The organism is Kineosporia mesophila (assembly GCF_021129235.1).
GTDB lineage: Bacteria > Actinomycetota > Actinomycetes > Actinomycetales > Kineosporiaceae > Kineosporia > Kineosporia mesophila.
In genome coordinates this window covers 232,884-251,402 of sequence record NZ_JAJOMA010000004.1, presented here as the reverse complement: position 1 = coordinate 251,402, position 18,519 = coordinate 232,884, and the positions used below count along the sequence as shown (strand labels likewise).

Genomic DNA, 18,519 nt, shown 5'->3' with positions numbered 1-18,519 from the left:
CGCGTCGTTGTGGTCACCGAAACAGAAAGAGCCCAGTGCTTTTGGACGTTGTTGAGCCCCCGCGGTCCACAGTGAGAGTTCGCCTGGACCTGGGTTACGACGGCACGGACTTCAGCGGCTGGGCCGCCCAGCCCGGCCGCCGCACGGTCGAGGGGACCCTGTCGGCGGGACTGGGCACGATCCTGCGCCTGCCAGTCGCACCGAAGCTCACGGTGGCCGGCCGTACCGACGCCGGCGTGCACGCGAACGGCCAGGTAGCGCACGCCGACGTGCCCATGAGCGCCTGGAACCAGTTGCCCGGCCGCAGCGACCGAGCTCCGGAGCAGGCAGTCCTGACCCGGCTGGCGGGTGTCCTGCCGGGTGACATCCGGGTGCACGGTGCCTCGATCGCCCCCGTGGGTTTCGACGCCCGCTTCTCCGCGATCCACCGTCGTTACGCCTACCGGATCAGCGACCACCCCAGCGGGCCACCCCCGCTGCGCCGCCGCGACGTCCTGAGCCACCGGCGTCCTCTGGACGAAGTCGCCATGACCCGGGCCGCCCGCACCCTGGCCGGACTCAACGACTTCGCCGCGTTCTGCAAGTACCGCGAGGGCGCGACCACGATCCGCACCCTGCTGAACTACGAGTGGCATCGCGACGAGCAGGGTCTGCTCGTGGCCACGGTGCTCGCCGACGCCTTCTGCCACTCGATGGTGCGGGCCCTGGTCGGCGCCGTGCTGCCGGTGGGGGAGGGGCGCAAGCCCGATGACTGGCCGGCTCAGGTGCTGACGCAGGGACGTCGGGACCCGCGCGTCGCGGTGGTGCCCCCGCACGGGCTGGTGCTGGAGGAGGTCGGGTACCCCGCGGACGACGAACTGGCGGCCCGGGCGCAGGAATCGCGATCAGTACGTACATTGCCGTAGCCCGCTGACAGATCAGGTGTCAGTCGTCACGTGCTGTTCACGCCAGAACGCACAGAAGACCCTTAGGCTCCTCGACCGTGACGACGACGAGGCGTAATTACGCGACCGGCGCCCTGGTGTTCGCGGCGGCGACGGGACTGGCGGGGCTGGGAATCCTGGCTCCGGGGACCGCGCAGGCAGCGACGTGCACCGGCGACGTGAGCGCGATCGGGAGTATCCAGGGCAGCGGCAACACCGCGGCGATCACCGGCACGGTGACCGTGCGGGGCGTGGTGGTGAGCGACAACGAGGGCTCCTCGCCCACTCTCCAGGGGTTCTTCCTGCAGGACGGTGGGGACAAGGACAAGGCCACGTCGGACGGGATCTTCGTCTACGCGCCGGGTAGGAACCAGGTCAGTGTGGGTGACGAGGTCCAGGTCACCGGTGCCGCGGCGGAGTACCAGGGCCAGACCCAGATCACCTCGACCACCCTCGACCTGTGCGCCACCGGCAAGACGGTGAAGCCGACCACGGTGAAGCTGCCCCTGGCCTCGGCGACCGCCCTGGAGCGCTACGAGGGCATGCTGGTGCGCCTGCCGCAGAAGCTCACCGTCTCCGAGCACTACCTGCTGGGCCGGTTCGGCCAGGTCACGGTGTCGAGCAAGGGCCGGCTGAGGCAGCCGACCAACGTGTACCCGGCGGCCGACCCGAAGCGGGCGCAGCTGCAGGCCAGGAACGCCCTGAACCAGCTGATCATCGACGACGCGCTGAACAACCAGAACGCCGACCCGATCGTGTTCGGGCGTGACGGCAAGCCGCTGAGCGCGACGAACACCCTGCGCACCGGCGACACGGTGAAGAACGCGACCGGCGTACTGACCTACACCTGGGCCGGTAACGCGGCCAGCCCCAACGCCTGGCGTCTGCGTCCGGTCGGCGCCCTGAACGGTGCCGCCGACTTCCGGGCCACCAACCCCCGTCCGAAGACCTCGAAGGTCAAGGGCGATGTGACCGTGGCCAGTAGCAACGTGCTGAACTACTTCAACACCTTCACCGGTTGCACGTACGGCGTGGGTGGCGCGGCCACCGACTGCCGCGGCGCGGAGAACGCCGCCGAGCTGGAGCGGCAGACCGCCAAGGAGATCGCCGCCCTGAAGAGCCTGGACGCCGACGTGGTCGGTCTGATGGAGATCGAGAACGACGGCTACGGCGCCGACAGCGCGATCGCCACCCTGACCGACGCCCTGAACGCGGCCACCGGGCCCGGCACCTACGCGTACGTGGACGCGGACGCCGCCACCGGCGTCCTCAATGTGGCCGGTGACGACGCGATCAAGGTCGGGATGCTCTACCAGCCGGCGAAGGTCACCCCGGTGAAGACCCTGGTCGAGAACGACGATCTGTTCGAGCGTCATCCGCTGGCCGTGACCTTCAGGACCCCGAAGAACGCCAAGGTCAGCGTGGTCGTGAACCACTTCAAGTCGAAGGGCTGCGACGGCGCGACCGGCCTGGACACCGACCAGGGCGACGGTCAGAGCTGCTGGAACGCCCACCGCACCGAGCAGGCCACGACGCTGGCGGGCTGGATCGACTCGACCCTGGTGCCGGCCGTGGGTGACAAGGACGTGCTGGTCATCGGTGACCTGAACTCGTACGCCAAGGAAGACCCGATCCTGGCCCTGAACGACCTGGGCTACACGGACATGGTCGATCAGAAGATCGGCAGCGACAAGGCCTACTCCTACGTGTTCAGCGCCCAGTCCGGCTACCTCGACCAGGCCCTGGCCAGCCCGTCCCTGAAGAGTCAGGTGAAAGACGTGCTGGACGTGCACATCAACGCCGACGAGCCGTCGGTGCTGGACTACAACACCAACTTCAAGTCCGCCGGGCAGATCACGTCGCTGTACGCCCCCGACCGGTTCCGCACCTCGGACCACGACCCCGTACTGATCGGTCTGGATCTGAGGAAGTAAAGATCTTCGGACGCTCACGAATGGCGGCCTCGGCGCGAGAGTGCCAAGGTCGCCTTCATGAGTAATTCGACCCCTGAGCCGGGCGACTCGGACGAGGTGTACCAGCCGTCTTCCGACGGTTCCGACGATACCTACGACCTGGACCAGGCCTTCGGTGACGACGACGTCGACGGGCAGGTCTACGACGCGGGTTACTCTCCGCCGGAGAAGCCGCGGGGCATGACCCGGTTCGGCACCACCGACGCCGAGGAGGCGCAGGGCGAGAGCCTCGATGCGCGCCTCGCGCAGGAGGAGCCCGACCCGAATCTGGCCTCCGACCTGGAGGCCTCGCCGACGGACGAGAACGTCGACTCGGTGGACAACAACCGCATCGAGGACGAGGAACTCTCCTACGCGGAGGTCGGTCAGGGTCGCGCGGGCCGGCTGGTCGACCCGGACGAGGGTCTGGGCGCCGACGAGGAGAAAGACCTGATCGGCTCCGACGTGGGCATCGACCAGGGGGCCGCGAGCGCCGAAGAGGCCGCGGTCCACATCATCGAGTGAAATCGTTTCGCGTCTGAGCTCCGATGCCGGGCACACTGTCAGGTGTGTCCGGCATCGACGTCAATCAGGTCTCTTTCACTCTTCCCGACGGGCGTCCCCTGCTGGACGAGGTCACCTTCAAGGTGCCCGACGGCGCGGTCGCCGCGCTGATCGGCCCGAACGGCACCGGCAAGACCACGCTGCTGCGCATCCTGGCGGGTGACACCTCCGCGCACGGCGGCGCCGCCGTGGTGTCCGGATCGCTCGGCGTGATGCGGCAGTTCATCGGCAGCGTCCGCGACGACACCAGCGTGCGCGACCTGCTGGTCTCGGTGGCGCCGACGACCGTCCGGGTGGCCGGGCAGGCCCTTGAGGCCGCCGAGCTGAAGATGATGGAGCACGAGGACGAGCCCACCCAGATGGCCTACGCCCAGGCTCTGTCCGACTGGGCCGACGCCGGTGGCTACGAGGCCGAGACCTCCTGGGACGTCTGCACGGTGGCCGCTCTCGGTATGCCGTTCGAGAAGGCCCAGTACCGCAACGCGAACACGCTCTCCGGCGGGGAGCAGAAGCGCCTGGTGCTCGAGGCCCTGCTGCGCGGCCCCGACGACGTGCTGCTGCTCGACGAGCCCGACAACTACCTCGACGTGCCGGGCAAGCGCTGGCTCGAGGAGCGCCTGGCCGAGACCTCCAAGACCGTGCTGCTGGTCAGTCACGACCGGGAGCTGCTCTCCCACGCCGCCACCCGCATCGTCACCCTGGAGCCGCACGCGGCCGGGGCGAACGCCTGGATCCACGGCGGCGGGTTCAGCACCTACGCGCAGGCCCGCACCGACCGCAACAGCCGGCTGGAAGAGCTGCGCCGGCGCTGGGACGAGGAGCACGCCAAACTCAAACAGCTCGTGCTGATGCTGAAGACGAAGTCCTCGTTCATGGACTCGATGGCCGCGCAGTACCACGCCGCGCAGACCCGGCTGGCTAAGTTCGAGGCGGCCGGCCCGCCCGAGCTGGTGGCGAACGAGCAGAACGTGCACATGCGGCTCAAGGGTGGACGCACGGGGAAACGGGCCGTGGTGGCCACCGATCTCGAGCTCACGGGTCTGATGAAGCCGTTCAGCACCGAACTGTGGTTCGGCGACCGGGTGGCGGTGCTGGGCTCCAACGGCTCGGGCAAGTCGCACTTCCTGCGGCTCCTGGCGGCCGGTGGCAGCGACCCGGACGTGGAGCATCAGCCGGTGGACGACTCACCGACGGCCCGGCCCGGTGAGGTGCCGCACACCGGTTCGGTGAAACTCGGCGCGCGGGTGCGGCCGGGCTGGTTCGCGCAGACCCATCAGCACGTGGAGCTGGCCGGGCGCACGCTGCTCGACATCCTGCACCGCGGCGACGGGCACCGTTCCGGGCTGCCGCGCGAGGCCGCCAGCCGGGTGCTGGACCGCTACGAACTCAGCGAGCAGGCCGAGCAGAAGTTCGAGTCGCTGTCGGGCGGTCAGCAGGCGCGGTTCCAGATCCTGCTGCTGGAGCTCTCAGGAGCCACGCTGCTGCTGCTCGACGAGCCGACGGACAACCTCGACCTGCACTCGGCCGAGGCCCTGGAGAAGGGGCTCGGGGCGTTCGAGGGCACGGTGGTGGCGGTGACCCACGACCGCTGGTTCTCCCGCGAGTTCGACCGGTTCCTGGTGTTCGGGTCGGACGGGCAGGTCTACGAGTCGGACGAGCCGGTCTGGGACGAGAAACGGGTGCAGCGGGCGCGGTAAGCGTTCCCAGGGGCCTCTCACACAACATTCAGACTCCGGGCTTAGCCTGGTCGTCGTGACAGAGACGCCGACCGTGCTCATCGTCAACTCGGCGTCGCGCCGCGGACGGGAGACCTTCGACCAGGCTCGTGACCGGCTCGTGGAGCTGGGGGTGTCACTGACGGCCGCCCACGCCGTGGACGACCCGAGCACTCTGCCCCAGCTGGTGCAGGAGACGATCGACGCGGGCGCCCGCACGATCGTGCTCGGCGGCGGTGACGGCACGGTCAGCTCGGTGGCGCCTCAGCTGTGCAACACCCAGGTGGCGCTCGGGCTGCTGCCCACCGGCACCGCGAACGACCTGGCGCGCACCCTGGGTCTGCCCACCGACCTGATGAAGGCCTGCGAGACCGTGGCCGGGGGCAAGGCGGTGGACGTCGACCTGGGGGTGGTGGGCGACGACCGTTTCCTCAACGTCAGTTCCCTCGGCCTGGCTGTCGGCGTCACCGAGATGCTGAACCCGAAGCTGAAGAAGCGCCTCGGCGCTCTCGCCTACCCGATCGCCGCCGTCAAGGCCTACCGCCGCTTCGTGCCGTTCTCCGCCCGGCTGGAGTTTCCCGACGGGGATCACCCCGACGTCGAGCTCGACGATCTACTCCAGCTGGCCGTGGCCAACGGCCGGTTCTACGGCGGGGGAGCGGTGGTCTCGCCCGACGCCGGTATCGACGACCACCTGCTCGACGTCTACGCGATCCCTCGTGGCACCCCACGGCAACGCTGGCAGGTGGCCCGGCACTTCGTCAGCGGCGCGTTCACCGAGAACGACCACGTCTACCACGTGACCACGCAGAACGTCCGGGTCAGCACGAATCCCGGGGAGGCGGTGAACGTGGACGGCGAGCTCTCCGCCCGCACCCCCGTCGACTTCGGCATCGTGCAGGGCGGTCTGCGCGTGATCGTCCAGGCGGATGCGACGGTCGGCGTCTAGTCCGTCCTGGTCGCTCAGCCCGATCCTCTCCATCAGCACCGCCGCCACGGCCAGGCCTGCCTAGGCGAAGAACCGCTCCACGGCCCGGATCTTGTTCACGGCATCCAGGGCGGCCACCTTGTAGGCCTCGGACAGGGTGGGGTAGTTGAACACCGTGTCGACGAGGTGGTCGACGGTGCCCTCGCAGGTCATGATCGCCTGGCCGAGGTGCACCAGCTCGGTCGCCTGGGAGCCGAACACATGCACGCCCAGCAGCTTTCGCGTGCCGGTGCTGACCAGCAGCTTGAGCATGCCGTAGGAGTCGCCGGCGATCTGCCCGCGGGCCAGTTCGCGGTAGCGCGAGATGCCGACCTCGTAGGGCACGGACGAGGAGGTCAGGTCGGCCTCGGTCCAGCCGCAGTAGCTGATCTCCGGGATCGTGTAGATGCCGATCGGCTGGAGGCTGATCAGGCTGTTCACGTGCTCGCCGAAGGCGTGATAGGCCGCCAGGCGGCCCTGTTCCATCGAGGTCGCGGCCAGGGCCGGGAAACCGATCACGTCACCGACGGCGTAGATGTGCTCGACGCTCGTGCGGTAGTGGTCGTCCACCGTGATCCGGCCCCGGGGGTCCGCCTCCAGCCCGGCGGCGGCCAGGTCGAGTGCCTCGGTGGCGCCCTGGCGGCCGGCCGAGTACATCACCGCGTCGGCCGGAATTCGTTTACCGGAGACCAGATTCGTCACGGTGCCGTTGGCGTTGTTCTCGACCGAGGCGACCTTCTCGTCGAACCGGAAGGTGACCGACAGGTCCCGCAGGTGGAACTTCAGCGACTCGACGATCTCGGAATCGCAGAAGTCGAGCATCCGGTCGCGCTGCTCGACCACGGTGACCTTGCAGCCGACGGCCGCGAACATCGACGCGTACTCGATCCCGATCACCCCGGCCCCGACCACGACCATCGACCGCGGCAGCTGGTCCAGGTGCAGGATGCCGTCGGAGTCGATGACCTTCTTGCCGTCGAACTCGATCGAGGACGGCCGGGCCGGGGTGGTGCCGGTGGCGATCACCACGTACCGCGCGGTGACCGAGCGGGTGCCCTGCGGGCCGCCCTCGATCAGCACGGTGTGCGGGTCGGTGAACCGGCCGGTGCCGTGCACCAGATCCACGCCGTTGCGGTTGAGCTGGCTGCGGATGACCTCGACCTCGCGGCCGATCACGTGCTGGGTGCGGGCCAGCAGGTCCTCCAGGGTGATGTCCTGTTTCACCCGGTAGTTCTGGCCGTACATGTCCCGCTGGTAGGTGCCGGTGAGGTAGAGCACGGCCTCGCGCAGCGTCTTGGAGGGGATGGTGCCGGTGTTGATGCACACCCCGCCGACCATGTCGCCGCGTTCGATCACGGCGGCGCGCCGGCCCAGCTTGGCCGCGGCGATCGCGGCTTTCTGCCCGCCCGGCCCACTCCCGATCACCAGCAGGTCGTACTCGTATTCTTGCTCGTCGGCCATGATCGGATCCCTCGGTTCATCAGCTGGTTCGCGGCTGGCCACCACTCCATCGGCGGTGGGCGGCGCGGGGTTGATCGACGGGCTGAAGTTGTGCTTGCCGACCCCACGTTTTGACCCCCCGGAAGCAGCCCGGTAATCTGAGTCCTCGTTGTGTGACCCGTCCGTCATGTCGAGCCTAGTTGGTGCGTGGCACGTCGGGGACGGAGCAGCGACCTCGTTGATGCATTCGAAGAGGCGTTGCCCGTGGCACATGAAAATGTCGACCCGAATGCTCTGATCAGAACGAGGCTGCGACCGTGCGTACGTTTACCCCCAAGCCCGGTGACATCGAGCGCCGCTGGCACGTCATCGACGCGTCCGACGTCGTGCTCGGCCGGCTCGCTTCGCAGGCCGCTGTGCTCCTGCGGGGCAAGCACAAGGCCACTTTCGCTCCCCACATCGATACTGGTGACTTCGTCATCATCATCAACGCCGACAAGGTCGCCCTGACCGGCAAGAAGCGCGAGCAGAAGCTCGCTTACCGGCACTCCGGCTACCCGGGCGGTCTGCGCTCGGTCAGCTACACCGAGCTGCTGGAGAAGAACCCGCAGCGCGCCGTCGAGAAGGCGATCCGGGGCATGCTGCCGAAGAACTCCCTCGGCCGCGAGGTGCTCGGCAAGCTCAAGGTCTACGTCGGCCCGGAGCACCCGCACGCCGCGCAGCAGCCCGTCCCCTTCGAGATCACCCAGGTCGCGCAGTAATCCACGAGGCTGCCGGTAACCCGGCGCCCGCGGATCGCGACCCCCGTAGCCAAGCGCACCAAGGAGAACCGTGACCGAGTCCACCGCCGAAGTGGCTGACGCCGCCACCGAGGAGTTCGAAGAGGACGCCCCGAGCAGCTACACCTCCGCCACGCCGGCGGTCAAGGGTAGCGGCTCCAGCATCATCGCCCCCGGCTCGGCCACCGGCCGCCGCAAGGAGGCTGTCGCCCGGGTCCGCATCATTCCGGGCACGGGCCAGTGGAAGATCAATGGGCGCACCATTGAGGACTACTTCCCGAACAAGGTGCACCAGCAGCTCGTCAACGAGCCGTTCCGGGTCACCGAGCTCGAGGGTCGCTTCGACGTCATCGCGCGCCTGCACGGCGGCGGCTCGTCCGGCCAGGCCGGTGCGCTGCGTCTGGGCATCGCCCGTTCGCTGAACGAGATCGACGAAGAGACGAACCGTCCGTCGATGAAGAAGGCCGGCTTCATGACCCGTGACCCGCGGGCCAAGGAGCGTAAGAAGGCTGGTCTCAAGAAGGCTCGTAAGGCTCCTCAGTACAGCAAGCGCTGATCCAGACATCAGCTGCGCACGCACGGCCCCGGGGTTATCTGGCTCCGGGGCCGTCTTGCGTTCAGCGGGGGGATAATCGGCGAGTTAGATGTGAAACATTCCCGCGTAGGAGGAACTCGTTGGCGCGACTATTCGGCACGGATGGCGTCCGGGGTCTGGCGAACCGCGACCTGACCGCTGAGCTCGCCCTCGACCTCGCGGTCGCGGCGGCGCACGTGCTCGGCGAGGTCGCGGATTTCCACGGCCGCAGGCCCCGAGCAGTGGTCGGGCGTGACCCGAGGGCCTCGGGTGAGTTCCTGTCCGCCGCCGTCATGGCCGGTCTGGCCAGCGCGGGCGTCGACGTCGAGGACGCGGGCGTGGTTCCCACCCCCGCCGTGGCCTTCCTCGTCGACGACTCCGAGGCAGACCTGGGCGTGGTGCTGTCGGCCTCCCACAACCCGATGCCCGACAACGGCATCAAGTTCTTCGCCAGTGGCGGCTACAAGCTTCCCGACGAGGTCGAGGACCAGATCGAGCGCCGCATGGGCGAGCCCTGGGCCCGCCCCACCGGCGCCGAGGTCGGTCGCACCCGCCGTCTGGCCAAGGCCGGTGACAGCTACGTGGCCCACCTGCTGGCCACCCTGCCGTGCCGTCTCGACGGTCTCAAGGTGGTGCTCGACTGCGCCCACGGCGCGGCCAGCGTGGTCTCGCCGCGGGCCTTCCGCGAGGCCGGCGCCGAGGTCATCGTGATCGGTGCCGAGCCCGACGGGCTCAACATCAACGACGACTACGGCTCCACCCACCTGGGGCACCTGCGCGACGCCGTGCTGGCGCACGGCGCCGACGTGGGTATCGCCCACGACGGTGACGCCGACCGCTGCCTGGCCATCGACCATCTGGGCCGCGACATCGACGGCGACCAGATCATGGCCGTGCTGGCTCTGGCCTTCGCCGACCGGGGCGTACTGGCCCACAAGACCCTCGTCACCACGGTGATGAGCAACCTGGGTCTGCGCCTGGCCATGGAGCGCGAGGGCATCCGCGTGATCCAGACCGCCGTCGGCGACCGCTACGTGCTCGAGGAGATGCGCAGCGGTGGCTACTCACTCGGCGGTGAGCAGTCCGGCCACGTCGTCATGCTCGACCACAGCACCACCGGCGACGGTGTCCTGACCGGCCTGCACCTGCTCGCCCGCATGGCCCAGACCGGTAAGTCGCTGGCCGAGCTGGCCTCGGTGATGGAGCGCCTGCCCCAGGTCCTCGTCAACGTCAAGGGCGTGGACAAGAACCGCTGCCACGACGACGCCGAGCTCCAGGCCGCGGTCGCTGCGGCGCAGGCCCGTCTGGGCGACACCGGCCGCGTGCTGCTGCGCCCCTCCGGCACCGAGGCCCTGGTCCGCGTCATGGTCGAGGCCAAGGAAGCCGGCCAGGCCAGCGCCGAGGCCGAGGGCCTGGCCGCGGTGGTGAAGGACCGGCTCGCGCTGAGCGTGTAAAGCTTTGTGAGACAAGGAAAGAAGGGCGGTTCCGCGGCGTGCGGAACCGCCCTTCGTCCTTTTACGGGGTCACCGACCGCCCGTCACCGCCGGAGGTATCGACAGCCAGGTAGAGCGTGTCCTCCTGGCTCTTGGGCGGCGTCTGCTGCCCGATCACCGAACCGTCCGCCGCGAGAGCGACCACCGGTTCCACCGCCCGGTCCTCCCCGTCCTCGGTGAAGGGGCTGGACACGTCCAGGACGGCCATCCGGTTCTTCACCGCGGCCGTGATCTGCCCGACCCGGACCTGGGTGGCGTTCTGCGGGGCGATCACCAGGTAGCGCCGGGTCTCGCCGTGCTCGGTCCAGACGCTCGCCATCGCGGCGGAATCGCTGTCGGACCGGATCACCAGGTGGCCTCGCTGGATCGCCTCGTACTCGGTGTCACCGGTGTCGCTGATGTCGCCGGTGAGATCCTCACTGTCCGGCTGGTGCTCGCTGAAGGCCGCGAGGTACACGCCGTTCGCCGACCGCAGCAGCGTCGCCGCGGCCTGGCCCTTCTTCCCGGCCTTGGCGGTACCGGCCCAGACCGGGGTCTGTGCGCCGGTCGTCCGGTTCCGGCCCAGGCTGCCGTCGAGGTACTCGAGCTCGTCGGGATCCGTGCCGGGTGCTGCCACCGCCACCAGGTCGTAGCCCAGGGCGTGGGTCGTCGACGTCCCCCCGGCCTCGGCGCCCCCGACCGCGATCTGGACGTCGAACAGGCGGTACTCGTCTTCGGTGACCGGCCCGGCCCAGGTGCTTTCGCCGGCCGAGGGCACGGACCGCCGGGTCGTGTCGATCTTCTCGGTCGTCCCCACCACGTCGAAAGTGCGGGCGGTCGCGATCTGTGGGGTGTCGGCGCCGGGGGCGGAGACGATCACGACGGCCTTCGCGCCGGCGTACGTGCCGTCCGGGGCGTCGAGCAGGGTCAGCGGTTCATAGGGCACCTCGCCGGGGCTGTCCGACAGGCCGCTGCTGGTCGTGCTCCTCATCCGGGAAGCCGGTGCCCCGGCGTCACCGAGCCAGATATCGCGGCCCCAGTAAGCTTTTCCTTTCCGTTCCCGGGAGTACACCAGCACCGCGTAGCGGGCCCGGTCGTCGATGTCCCCGGCCGCGACGACATGCACGTCGTCGGCGTCGACCTGGTCGTTGTCACGCGCCCGCTGCTGGCGGATGCCGGCCAGCCAGGTCGTGTCGCCGGCCAGCGACCCGACGGTGCCCGCCGGGTACCCGGCTTCCTCGAGGGTGGTCGGCTCCGCGGTCCGGGTGGCGATCACGGTGGGCGTCGGGCGGCTCGGGACTCCCTGGTCGGCCCGGTCGGCCGCGCCCCCGGCCAGCACCTGCACGGCCACCACCGCGGCGGCTGCGGCCCCGGCCAGGGCCAGCCCGGCGAAACGGGTCATCCGGTCGCGCCGGACGGAGGTCTCGAGGCGGGGGAAGGGACGGCTGTCCCGGGTCTGGGTCTCGGCCAGAAGCTGCATGCGAGCGGCCAGTTCGGGAGGCAGGCCCGGCTCGGGCCGCTGATCGGTCGGGTTCATCACTTGGCTCCCTTCGGGCTGTTGGCGAGCTTCGGGCGGGTGTCGAGCTTCGGGCGGGTGTCGAGTACTTCGGACCGGCTCGTGACCTGGGCGCCGGATGCGGGAACCGGCCCGGCCCGGTTCGGGGCCGGAGCCCCGACGGTCGCCACCGGAGGTGAATCGGCCAGAGCCGCGCGGATTTTCGCCAGGCCCCGGCTCGAGGCGCTCTTCACCGAGCCGGCCGAGCAACCCATCAGGTGTGCGGTCTCGGCCTCGGAACGGTCCTCCAGGTAACGCAGCACCACCGCGGCACGCATGCGCGGCGGCAGTGAGCGCAGGGCGGCGACGAGCTGCTCGTCCACCGGCTCGGTGGCGCCCAGACCGACCGCCGGTGCGGGGGCCGACTCCAGCGGCACCTCGCGGATGCGGCGCTGGCGCCGCCACGACAGGGCCGCGTTCACCACGGCCTTGCGCACGTACGGTTCCGGGTTGTCGTCCCCCAGCCGGTGCCAGCGGCGGTGCACCCGGGTCAGGGCCTCCTGCACGCAGTCCTCGGCCACGCCGCGGTCCACGGTGATCAGGTAGGCGCTCTGCACCAGGGCGGGCCAGCGCGCGGTGACGAACTGCCGGAAGGCGGCCTCGTCGTCCATGAATCCCCCCTTTGAAGGTCTTGCTCCTCGGGGAGATACACGCCGTCCGGGGCCGGTGAGGTTGCTCGGGCTACAGCTTTCTCAGCCGGATCCGCCGGGCGGTGTGGTCGGCGCCCTTGGTCAGCACCAGGGTGGCGCGGGCGCGGGTCGGGAGCACGTTCTCCACCAGGTTCTTCTCGTTGATGTCGTGCCAGATCCGCATGGCCGTGGCCACTGCCTCGGCGTCGGTGAGGGCGGCGTAGCGCTGGAAGTACGACTCCGGGCGGGCGAACGCGGTCTCGCGCAGGCGCAGGAACCGGTTCACGTACCACTGGCGCACCTGCTCGGTGTGCGCGTCCACGTAGATGGAGAAGTCGAAGAAGTCGCTGACCGCCATGCCCTGGCGGCCGTCGGCGCGGACCCGGGCGGGCTGCAGCACGTTCAGGCCCTCCACGATGAGGACGTCGGGGCGGCGCACCACGACCTCCTCACCGGGCACGATGTCGTAGGTCAGGTGCGAGTAGACGGGGGCGCGGACCTCGGGTCGGCCCGATTTCACGTCGGCCACGAAACGCAGCAGCCGGCGCTGGTCGTACGACTCCGGGAAACCCTTGCGGGCCATCAGCCCGAGCCGGTCCAGCTCGGCGTTCGGCTTGAGGAAACCGTCGGTGGTGACCAGTTCCACGCTCGGGGTGCCCGGCCAGCGGGTGAGTAGCTCGCGCAGGATGCGGGCGGTGGTGGACTTGCCCACGGCCACCGAACCGGCGATGCCGATGACGAACGGCGTGCGGGCCGGGCTCTCCTGGAGAAAGGTGGAGGTGGCCTGGTGCAGCCGGGCGGTGCCGGCCACGTACAGGTTGAGGAGCCGGCTCATCGGCAGGTAGATCTCCTCGACCTCGCGCAGGTCGATGAGGTCTCCCAGCCCGCGCAACCGGTCGACGTCCTCCGCGGTGAGGGTCATCGGGGTGTTGGCCCGCAGGGCGCCCCAGGCCTCCCGGTCCAGCTCCACGTAGGGCGTGGCGCGGCTGCCGGTGCCCTCGGGGCGTTCCGGCGCGCTCAGGGGGTCGGGGCTCCTCGGCACGGGGGCCATTCTGCCCGCCGCGCCCCGGCCACGGGGCCCGGACGTCCGTGACCGATCCGACGATTCACCCAGTGTCATCGTCCAGTCGCTGCACGCTGCGAGTGGTGGCGGCAACAGGGCGAACCCCGGTCGTTCCGGAGAACGACCCCCGCGCGGCCGGTTAGGCTCAGCCACCATGTGCGGAATCGTGGGCTACACGACGGATCCTGGGTCCCCGAGCAGCGGGGCGCTCGACGTCGTTCTGGAAGGTCTGCGGCGGCTCGAGTACCGGGGCTATGACTCCGCGGGGGTCGCCCTTCAGGTCGATGGCGAGCTGTGGACGGCGAAGCGGTCGGGCAAGCTCGCCCGGCTGGAAGAGGCGCTGGCGGCCACGCCGCCCCCCGCCGCGGCGACGGGCATCGGCCACACCCGGTGGGCCACCCACGGTGGGCCGACCGACGAGAACGCGCATCCGCATCTCGGGGGCAACGGTCGCGTCGCGGTGATCCACAACGGCATCATCGAGAACTTCGCCGTGCTGAAGGCCGAGCTGGTCGCCGACGGTGTGGAGTTCCTCAGCCAGACCGACACCGAGGTCGCGGCGCACCTGCTGAACGCGGCCTACGAGACGGTCGGTGACCTGACCGAGGCCATGCGCCTGGTGTCGAACCGGCTGGAGGGGGCCTTCACACTCCTCGCCGTGCATGCCGACGTGCCGAGCACCGTGGTCGGCGCCCGCCGTAACTCCCCGCTGGTGGTCGGGGTCGGCGAGGGCGCGAACTACCTGGGCTCCGACGTGGCGGCCTTCATCGGGCACACCCGGGAGGCGATCGAGCTCGGCCAGGACCAGATCGTGACGATCACCCCGGCCTCGGTCGGCATCATCGACTTCGCCGGTAACCCGGTCGAGGGCAAGCGTTTCCACGTGGACTGGGACGCGGCGGCGGCGGAGAAGGGTGGATACCCGTCGTTCATGGCCAAAGAGATCATGGACCAGCCCCAGGCGGTCGCCGACACCCTGCTCGGGCGCACCGACCTGGCCGGCAACCTGATCCTCGACGAGCTGCGCATCGACGAGGCCGTGCTGCGTGCGGTGGACAAGATCGTCGTCCTGGCCGCCGGTACCTCGTCCTACGCCGGGATGGTCGCCAAGTACGCGATCGAGCACTGGTGCCGCATCCCGACCGAGGTCGAGCTGTCCAGCGAGTTCCGCTACCGCGACCCGGTGGTGAACGCGCGCACCCTGGTCGTGGCGATCTCCCAGTCCGGCGAGACGATGGACACGATCATGGCCCTGCGCCACGCCCGGGAGCAGGGCGCCAAGGTGATCGCGATCTGCAACACCCACGGCTCGACCATCCCGCGGGAGTCCGACGCCGCGCTCTACACGCACGCCGGCCCGGAGATCGCCGTCGCCTCGACCAAGGCGTTCCTGGCCCAGATCACCGCCTGCTACCTGCTCGGCCTGTACCTGGCCCGGCTGCGCGGCAACAAGTTCCCGGACGAGATCCGCGAGATCCTCGGCCAGCTGCAGGCCATGCCGGACAAGATCCAGAAGGTGCTGGACGGTCTGGAGCAGGTGCGCACCATGGCCCGCTGGATGGCCGACACCCGCTCGGTGCTGTTCCTCGGCCGTCACGTCGGTTTCCCGGTGGCGATGGAGGGCGCGCTCAAGCTCAAGGAGCTCGCCTACATCCACGCCGAGGGCTTCGCCGCCGGTGAGCTGAAGCACGGCCCGATCGCCCTGATCGAGCCCGGCCAGGCCGTGTTCGTGATCGTGCCCTCGCCGCGCGGCCGCGACTCGCTGCACGCCAAGGTGGTCTCCAACATCCAGGAGATCAATGCCCGCGGCGCTCGCACCATCGTCATCGCCGAGGAGGGCGACACCGACGTGGTGCCCTACGCCAGCGAGGTGATCTACGTCCCGCAGACGCCGACGCTCCTGGCCCCCCTCGTCACTGTCGTGCCGCTGCAGGTGTTCGCCTGCGAGCTCGCCACGGCCAAGGGCCTGGACGTCGACCAGCCCCGTAACCTGGCGAAATCGGTCACGGTCGAGTAAGACGGTTGCACCGCGCGGAGGGTCGACGTGCGGTGCCCGTTCGGCCGCCGGACGCACGGGTAGGGATGCCGGGCCCCCGGTAGTTGCTTAGATGTGGCAATGACACGAGCGAACCCAAAGGCGGGACGCCACCGGAAGGGCCCGGCGGCCTATCGCGTGGAAGACCTGCGCAAGGCCGAGCAACAGGTGATGGCCCTGCTGCCGGACGGGGCCCTGATGCAGCAGGCCGCCGCGGGCCTCGCTGTCAGCTGCGCCCGGGTGCTGCGCGAGCGCACCGGGGGCATCTCCGGCCGGCGGGCCGTGCTGCTCGTCGGGCCCGGTGACAACGGTGGCGACGCGCTCTTCGCCGGGGTCCGCCTGGTGCGCCGTGGGGTCGCCGTCACCGCCCTGCTCACCGCGGAGAAGTCCCACCCGCTGGGCAGCGCCGCGCTCGCAGCCGCCGGGGGCCGCTGCGTCGAGGTGGGCCCGGACACCGCGGTCGAGGCCTGGACCCAGCTCGAGGCCGCCGATCTGGTGGTCGACGGCCTGCTCGGCCTGGGCGGTCGCCCGGGTCTGCGCGAGCCGGCCGCCGGGCTGGTCGACCGCATCCCCGATCACGCCGCCGTCGTGGCCGTGGACCTGCCCAGCGGCGTCGACCCGGACACCGGCGCCACCCTCTCGCCGTACGTCTGGGCCGATCTCACCGTCACCTTCGGCGCGGCCAAGGCCTGTCTGCTGCTGCCGCCGGCCAGTTCCGCCGCCGGCGACCTGGAGATCATCGACATCGGCCTGGCCCCTTACCTGCCCTCCGAGCCCCTGGTGAGCCGGCTGTCCGCGGCGGACGTGGCCCGGCTCTGGCCGGTGCCCTCGCCCGGGGCGGACAAGTACCGCCGGGGCGTGCTGGGTGTCGTCGCCGGATCGGCCGGTTATCCCGGCGCCGCCGTGCTGGCGGTCGCCGGGGCGCTGCGCACCGGGGTCGGGATGGTGCGGTACGTCGGCCCGAAGGACGCCACCGCCGCGGTGCGCTCGGCCTGGCCCGAGGTGGTCTCGGGCACCGGCCGGGTGCAGGCCTGGCTGCTCGGCTCCGGGGTGGTGCCGGACACCGCCGACCAGCAGCCCGAGGCCATCCACGAAGCCCTGGAGTCCGACCATCCGTGCCTGCTGGACGCGGGGGCGCTCGGCCTGTTCCCGGCCGAGCTGCGGGCCCACACCGACTCCGACGGCGCCGTGCCCGACCGGTCCGACCGTCTGCTGCTCACCCCGCACGCCGGGGAACTGGCCCGGCTGCTGACCGACCTGGGCGAGGACACCCACCGCGAGGAGGTCGAGAATCAGCCCTACGCATTCGCCCACCGGGCCGCCCGGCTGACCGGTGCGACCGTGCTGCTGAAGGGCTCCACCACGCTCGTGGTGCGTCCCGACGGCCACGCCCGCAGCCAGGCCGAGGCGCCCTCCTGGCTGGCGACGGCCGGGGCCGGTGACGTGCTCGCCGGTATCGCCGGGGCCCTGCTGGCCAGTGGTCTCAGCCCGTTCGACGCGGGCAGCGTGGCGGCGTTCGTGCACGGCCGGGCCGGCTCGAAGGCGTCCGGCGGGGGCCCGATCACCAGCATCGACGTGGCCGACCAGGTCCCGTCCACCGTGGCGGCACTGCTGAGTCACTGAGCCGGGGTACCGCGGAGCTGTCACAATCGACGGTTATGAACGTGTCTCCACCGGTGTCCGGGACCGAGCTGCCCGCCGGCCTGCCGTCGGCCGCCGTGGTCGATCTGGACGCGATCGCGGCCAACGTCCGGGTGCTGCGCGAGCATGCACCCAAGGCCCAGGTGATGGCCGTGGTGAAGGCCGACGCCTACGGGCACGGGCTGCTGCCCGCGGCCCGGGCGGCGCTGGCCGGGGGAGCGACCTGGCTGGGCACGGCGCAGCTGTCCGAGGCCCTGGCGCTGCGGGCCGCCGGGATCAGCGCGCCCGCCCTGGCCTGGCTGACGGTTCCGGGTGACGCCTACGCCGAGGCGATCGCGCGGCACGTGGACATCGGGGTCAGCGCCGGCTGGGCCCTGACCGAGATCGCCGCCGCCGCGCGCGATCTGGGGATGCCGGCCCGGGTGCACCTGAAGGCCGACACCGGGCTGAACCGCAACGGCTGCCCCCCCGAGGACTGGCCGCAGCTGGTCGAGGACGCCCTGAAACTCCAGGCCGAAGGTCTGATCTCGGTGGTCGGCGGGTTCTCCCACCTGGTCTCGGGAGACACCCCGCAGGCCCCGGTGAACCGGCAGCAGATCGACGCCTTCGTCGCCGCCGTCGATCTGGCCACCGCGGCCGGGGTCCGGTTCGAGGTGCGGCACCTGGCGAACTCACCGGCCACGCTGACCCTGCCCGACACCCACTTCGACCTGGTCCGCCCGGGCCTGGCGGTGTACGGGCTGAGCCCGGTGCCCGACCGGGCGAGCGCGGCCGACCTGGGTCTGCGACCGGCGATGACCGTGCTCGGGCGGGTGGTGAACGTCAAGAAGGTGGCCGCCGGGCAGGGAGTCTCCTACGGCCACACCTACACGACCTCCACCGACACCGAGCTGGCCGTGGTGCCACTGGGTTACGGCGACGGCGTCCCCCGTCACGCCAGCAGCGCCGGCCCGGTGCAGCTGGCCGGGCGGCGCTTCCGCGTCGCCGGGCGGGTCTGCATGGACCAGGTCGTGGTCGACCTGGCCGACGGCGGGATCGGCCGGGTCACGGCCGGTGACGTGGCGGTGCTCTTCGGCGGCGCCCCCGGTGAGCCCACCGCGCAGGACTGGGCCGATGCGGCCGGCACGATCAGCTACGAGATCGTGACCCGGCTGGGCGGCCGGGTGCCGCGGCTCTACACCGGTTCTGCGGGCCGGTAAGGAGGAACCCA

The 18,519-nt window shown here is 70.5% G+C and carries 15 protein-coding genes; 11 read left to right on the top strand and 4 right to left on the bottom strand.

Going from position 1 to position 18,519, the window contains the following annotated elements:
• Nucleotides 1-71 precede the first annotated feature (71 nt).
• From LR393_RS07755 to LR393_RS07735, 5 genes are all read left to right on the top strand, one after another.
• Nucleotides 72-905: a tRNA pseudouridine synthase A gene (locus LR393_RS07755; RefSeq protein WP_231482754.1), complete on the top strand. Its 834-nt coding sequence runs from the start codon at nucleotides 72-74 to the stop codon at nucleotides 903-905.
• A gap of 77 nt (nucleotides 906-982) precedes the next feature.
• Nucleotides 983-2,857, top strand: a complete 1,875-nt coding sequence (locus tag LR393_RS07750) for an ExeM/NucH family extracellular endonuclease (RefSeq protein WP_231482753.1) — start codon at nucleotides 983-985, stop codon at nucleotides 2,855-2,857.
• A gap of 57 nt (nucleotides 2,858-2,914) precedes the next feature.
• Nucleotides 2,915-3,400: a DUF5709 domain-containing protein gene (locus LR393_RS07745; protein WP_231482752.1), complete on the top strand. Its 486-nt coding sequence runs from the start codon at nucleotides 2,915-2,917 to the stop codon at nucleotides 3,398-3,400.
• A 44-nt stretch (nucleotides 3,401-3,444) separates the two neighbouring features.
• A complete protein-coding gene (locus LR393_RS07740) occupies nucleotides 3,445-5,136 on the top strand; it encodes an ABC-F family ATP-binding cassette domain-containing protein (RefSeq protein WP_231482750.1) in 1,692 nt (563 codons plus the stop codon).
• 55 nt (nucleotides 5,137-5,191) lie between these two features.
• Nucleotides 5,192-6,103 (top strand): lipid kinase, encoded by a 912-nt coding sequence (locus LR393_RS07735; RefSeq protein WP_231482748.1) that lies wholly within the window; start codon nucleotides 5,192-5,194, stop codon nucleotides 6,101-6,103.
• 60 nt (nucleotides 6,104-6,163) lie between these two features.
• Here the strand turns inward: LR393_RS07735 and sthA are convergent, their stop codons facing one another.
• Nucleotides 6,164-7,582, bottom strand: coding sequence for a Si-specific NAD(P)(+) transhydrogenase (gene sthA, locus LR393_RS07730; protein ID WP_231482746.1), 1,419 nt, complete (start codon nucleotides 7,580-7,582; stop codon nucleotides 6,164-6,166).
• 296 nt (nucleotides 7,583-7,878) lie between these two features.
• Between sthA and rplM the strand changes: the two genes are divergently transcribed.
• The 3 genes from rplM (at nucleotide 7,879) to glmM (ending at nucleotide 10,368) form a co-directional block, all read left to right on the top strand.
• A complete protein-coding gene (gene rplM, locus LR393_RS07725) occupies nucleotides 7,879-8,322 on the top strand; it encodes a 50S ribosomal protein L13 (RefSeq protein ID WP_231482744.1) in 444 nt (147 codons plus the stop codon).
• A 70-nt stretch (nucleotides 8,323-8,392) separates the two neighbouring features.
• Nucleotides 8,393-8,896, top strand: coding sequence for a 30S ribosomal protein S9 (gene rpsI, locus LR393_RS07720; RefSeq protein WP_345718736.1), 504 nt, complete (start codon nucleotides 8,393-8,395; stop codon nucleotides 8,894-8,896).
• A gap of 119 nt (nucleotides 8,897-9,015) precedes the next feature.
• Nucleotides 9,016-10,368 carry a phosphoglucosamine mutase gene (glmM, locus tag LR393_RS07715; RefSeq protein ID WP_231482742.1) on the top strand — a complete coding sequence of 451 codons (1,353 nt, stop codon included), beginning with the start codon at nucleotides 9,016-9,018 and terminating at the stop codon, nucleotides 10,366-10,368.
• Between the two features lie 61 nt (nucleotides 10,369-10,429).
• Here glmM and LR393_RS07710 read toward each other — a convergent pair whose 3' ends face one another.
• The 3 genes from LR393_RS07710 to coaA all read right to left on the bottom strand — a co-directional run bounded on the left by LR393_RS07710 (nucleotide 10,430) and on the right by coaA (nucleotide 13,621).
• Complete coding sequence (locus tag LR393_RS07710) at nucleotides 10,430-11,923, bottom strand: hypothetical protein (protein ID WP_231482740.1); 1,494 nt, start codon at nucleotides 11,921-11,923, stop codon at nucleotides 10,430-10,432.
• Nucleotides 11,923-12,552 (bottom strand): SigE family RNA polymerase sigma factor, encoded by a 630-nt coding sequence (locus LR393_RS07705; protein WP_231482738.1) that lies wholly within the window; start codon nucleotides 12,550-12,552, stop codon nucleotides 11,923-11,925. Before LR393_RS07705 ends, LR393_RS07710 begins: the two co-directional genes overlap by 1 nt.
• Before the next feature lie 70 nt (nucleotides 12,553-12,622).
• Entirely contained in the window at nucleotides 12,623-13,621 is a 999-nt protein-coding gene (gene coaA / locus LR393_RS07700; protein WP_345718737.1) for a type I pantothenate kinase, read from the bottom strand.
• Nucleotides 13,622-13,787: 166 nt separating this feature from the next.
• Here coaA and glmS point away from each other — a divergent pair, with 166 nt between their 5' ends.
• The 3 genes from glmS (at nucleotide 13,788) to alr (ending at nucleotide 18,508) form a co-directional block, all read left to right on the top strand.
• Entirely contained in the window at nucleotides 13,788-15,650 is a 1,863-nt protein-coding gene (glmS, locus tag LR393_RS07695; RefSeq protein WP_269326817.1) for a glutamine--fructose-6-phosphate transaminase (isomerizing), read from the top strand.
• Nucleotides 15,651-15,749: 99 nt separating this feature from the next.
• Nucleotides 15,750-17,291: an NAD(P)H-hydrate dehydratase gene (locus LR393_RS07690; protein ID WP_231482734.1), complete on the top strand. Its 1,542-nt coding sequence runs from the start codon at nucleotides 15,750-15,752 to the stop codon at nucleotides 17,289-17,291.
• 35 nt (nucleotides 17,292-17,326) lie between these two features.
• On the top strand, nucleotides 17,327-18,508 hold the full coding sequence (alr, locus tag LR393_RS07685) for an alanine racemase (RefSeq protein WP_231482732.1): 1,182 nt from the start codon (nucleotides 17,327-17,329) through the stop codon (nucleotides 18,506-18,508).
• The last annotated feature ends 11 nt before the right edge of the window (nucleotides 18,509-18,519 follow it).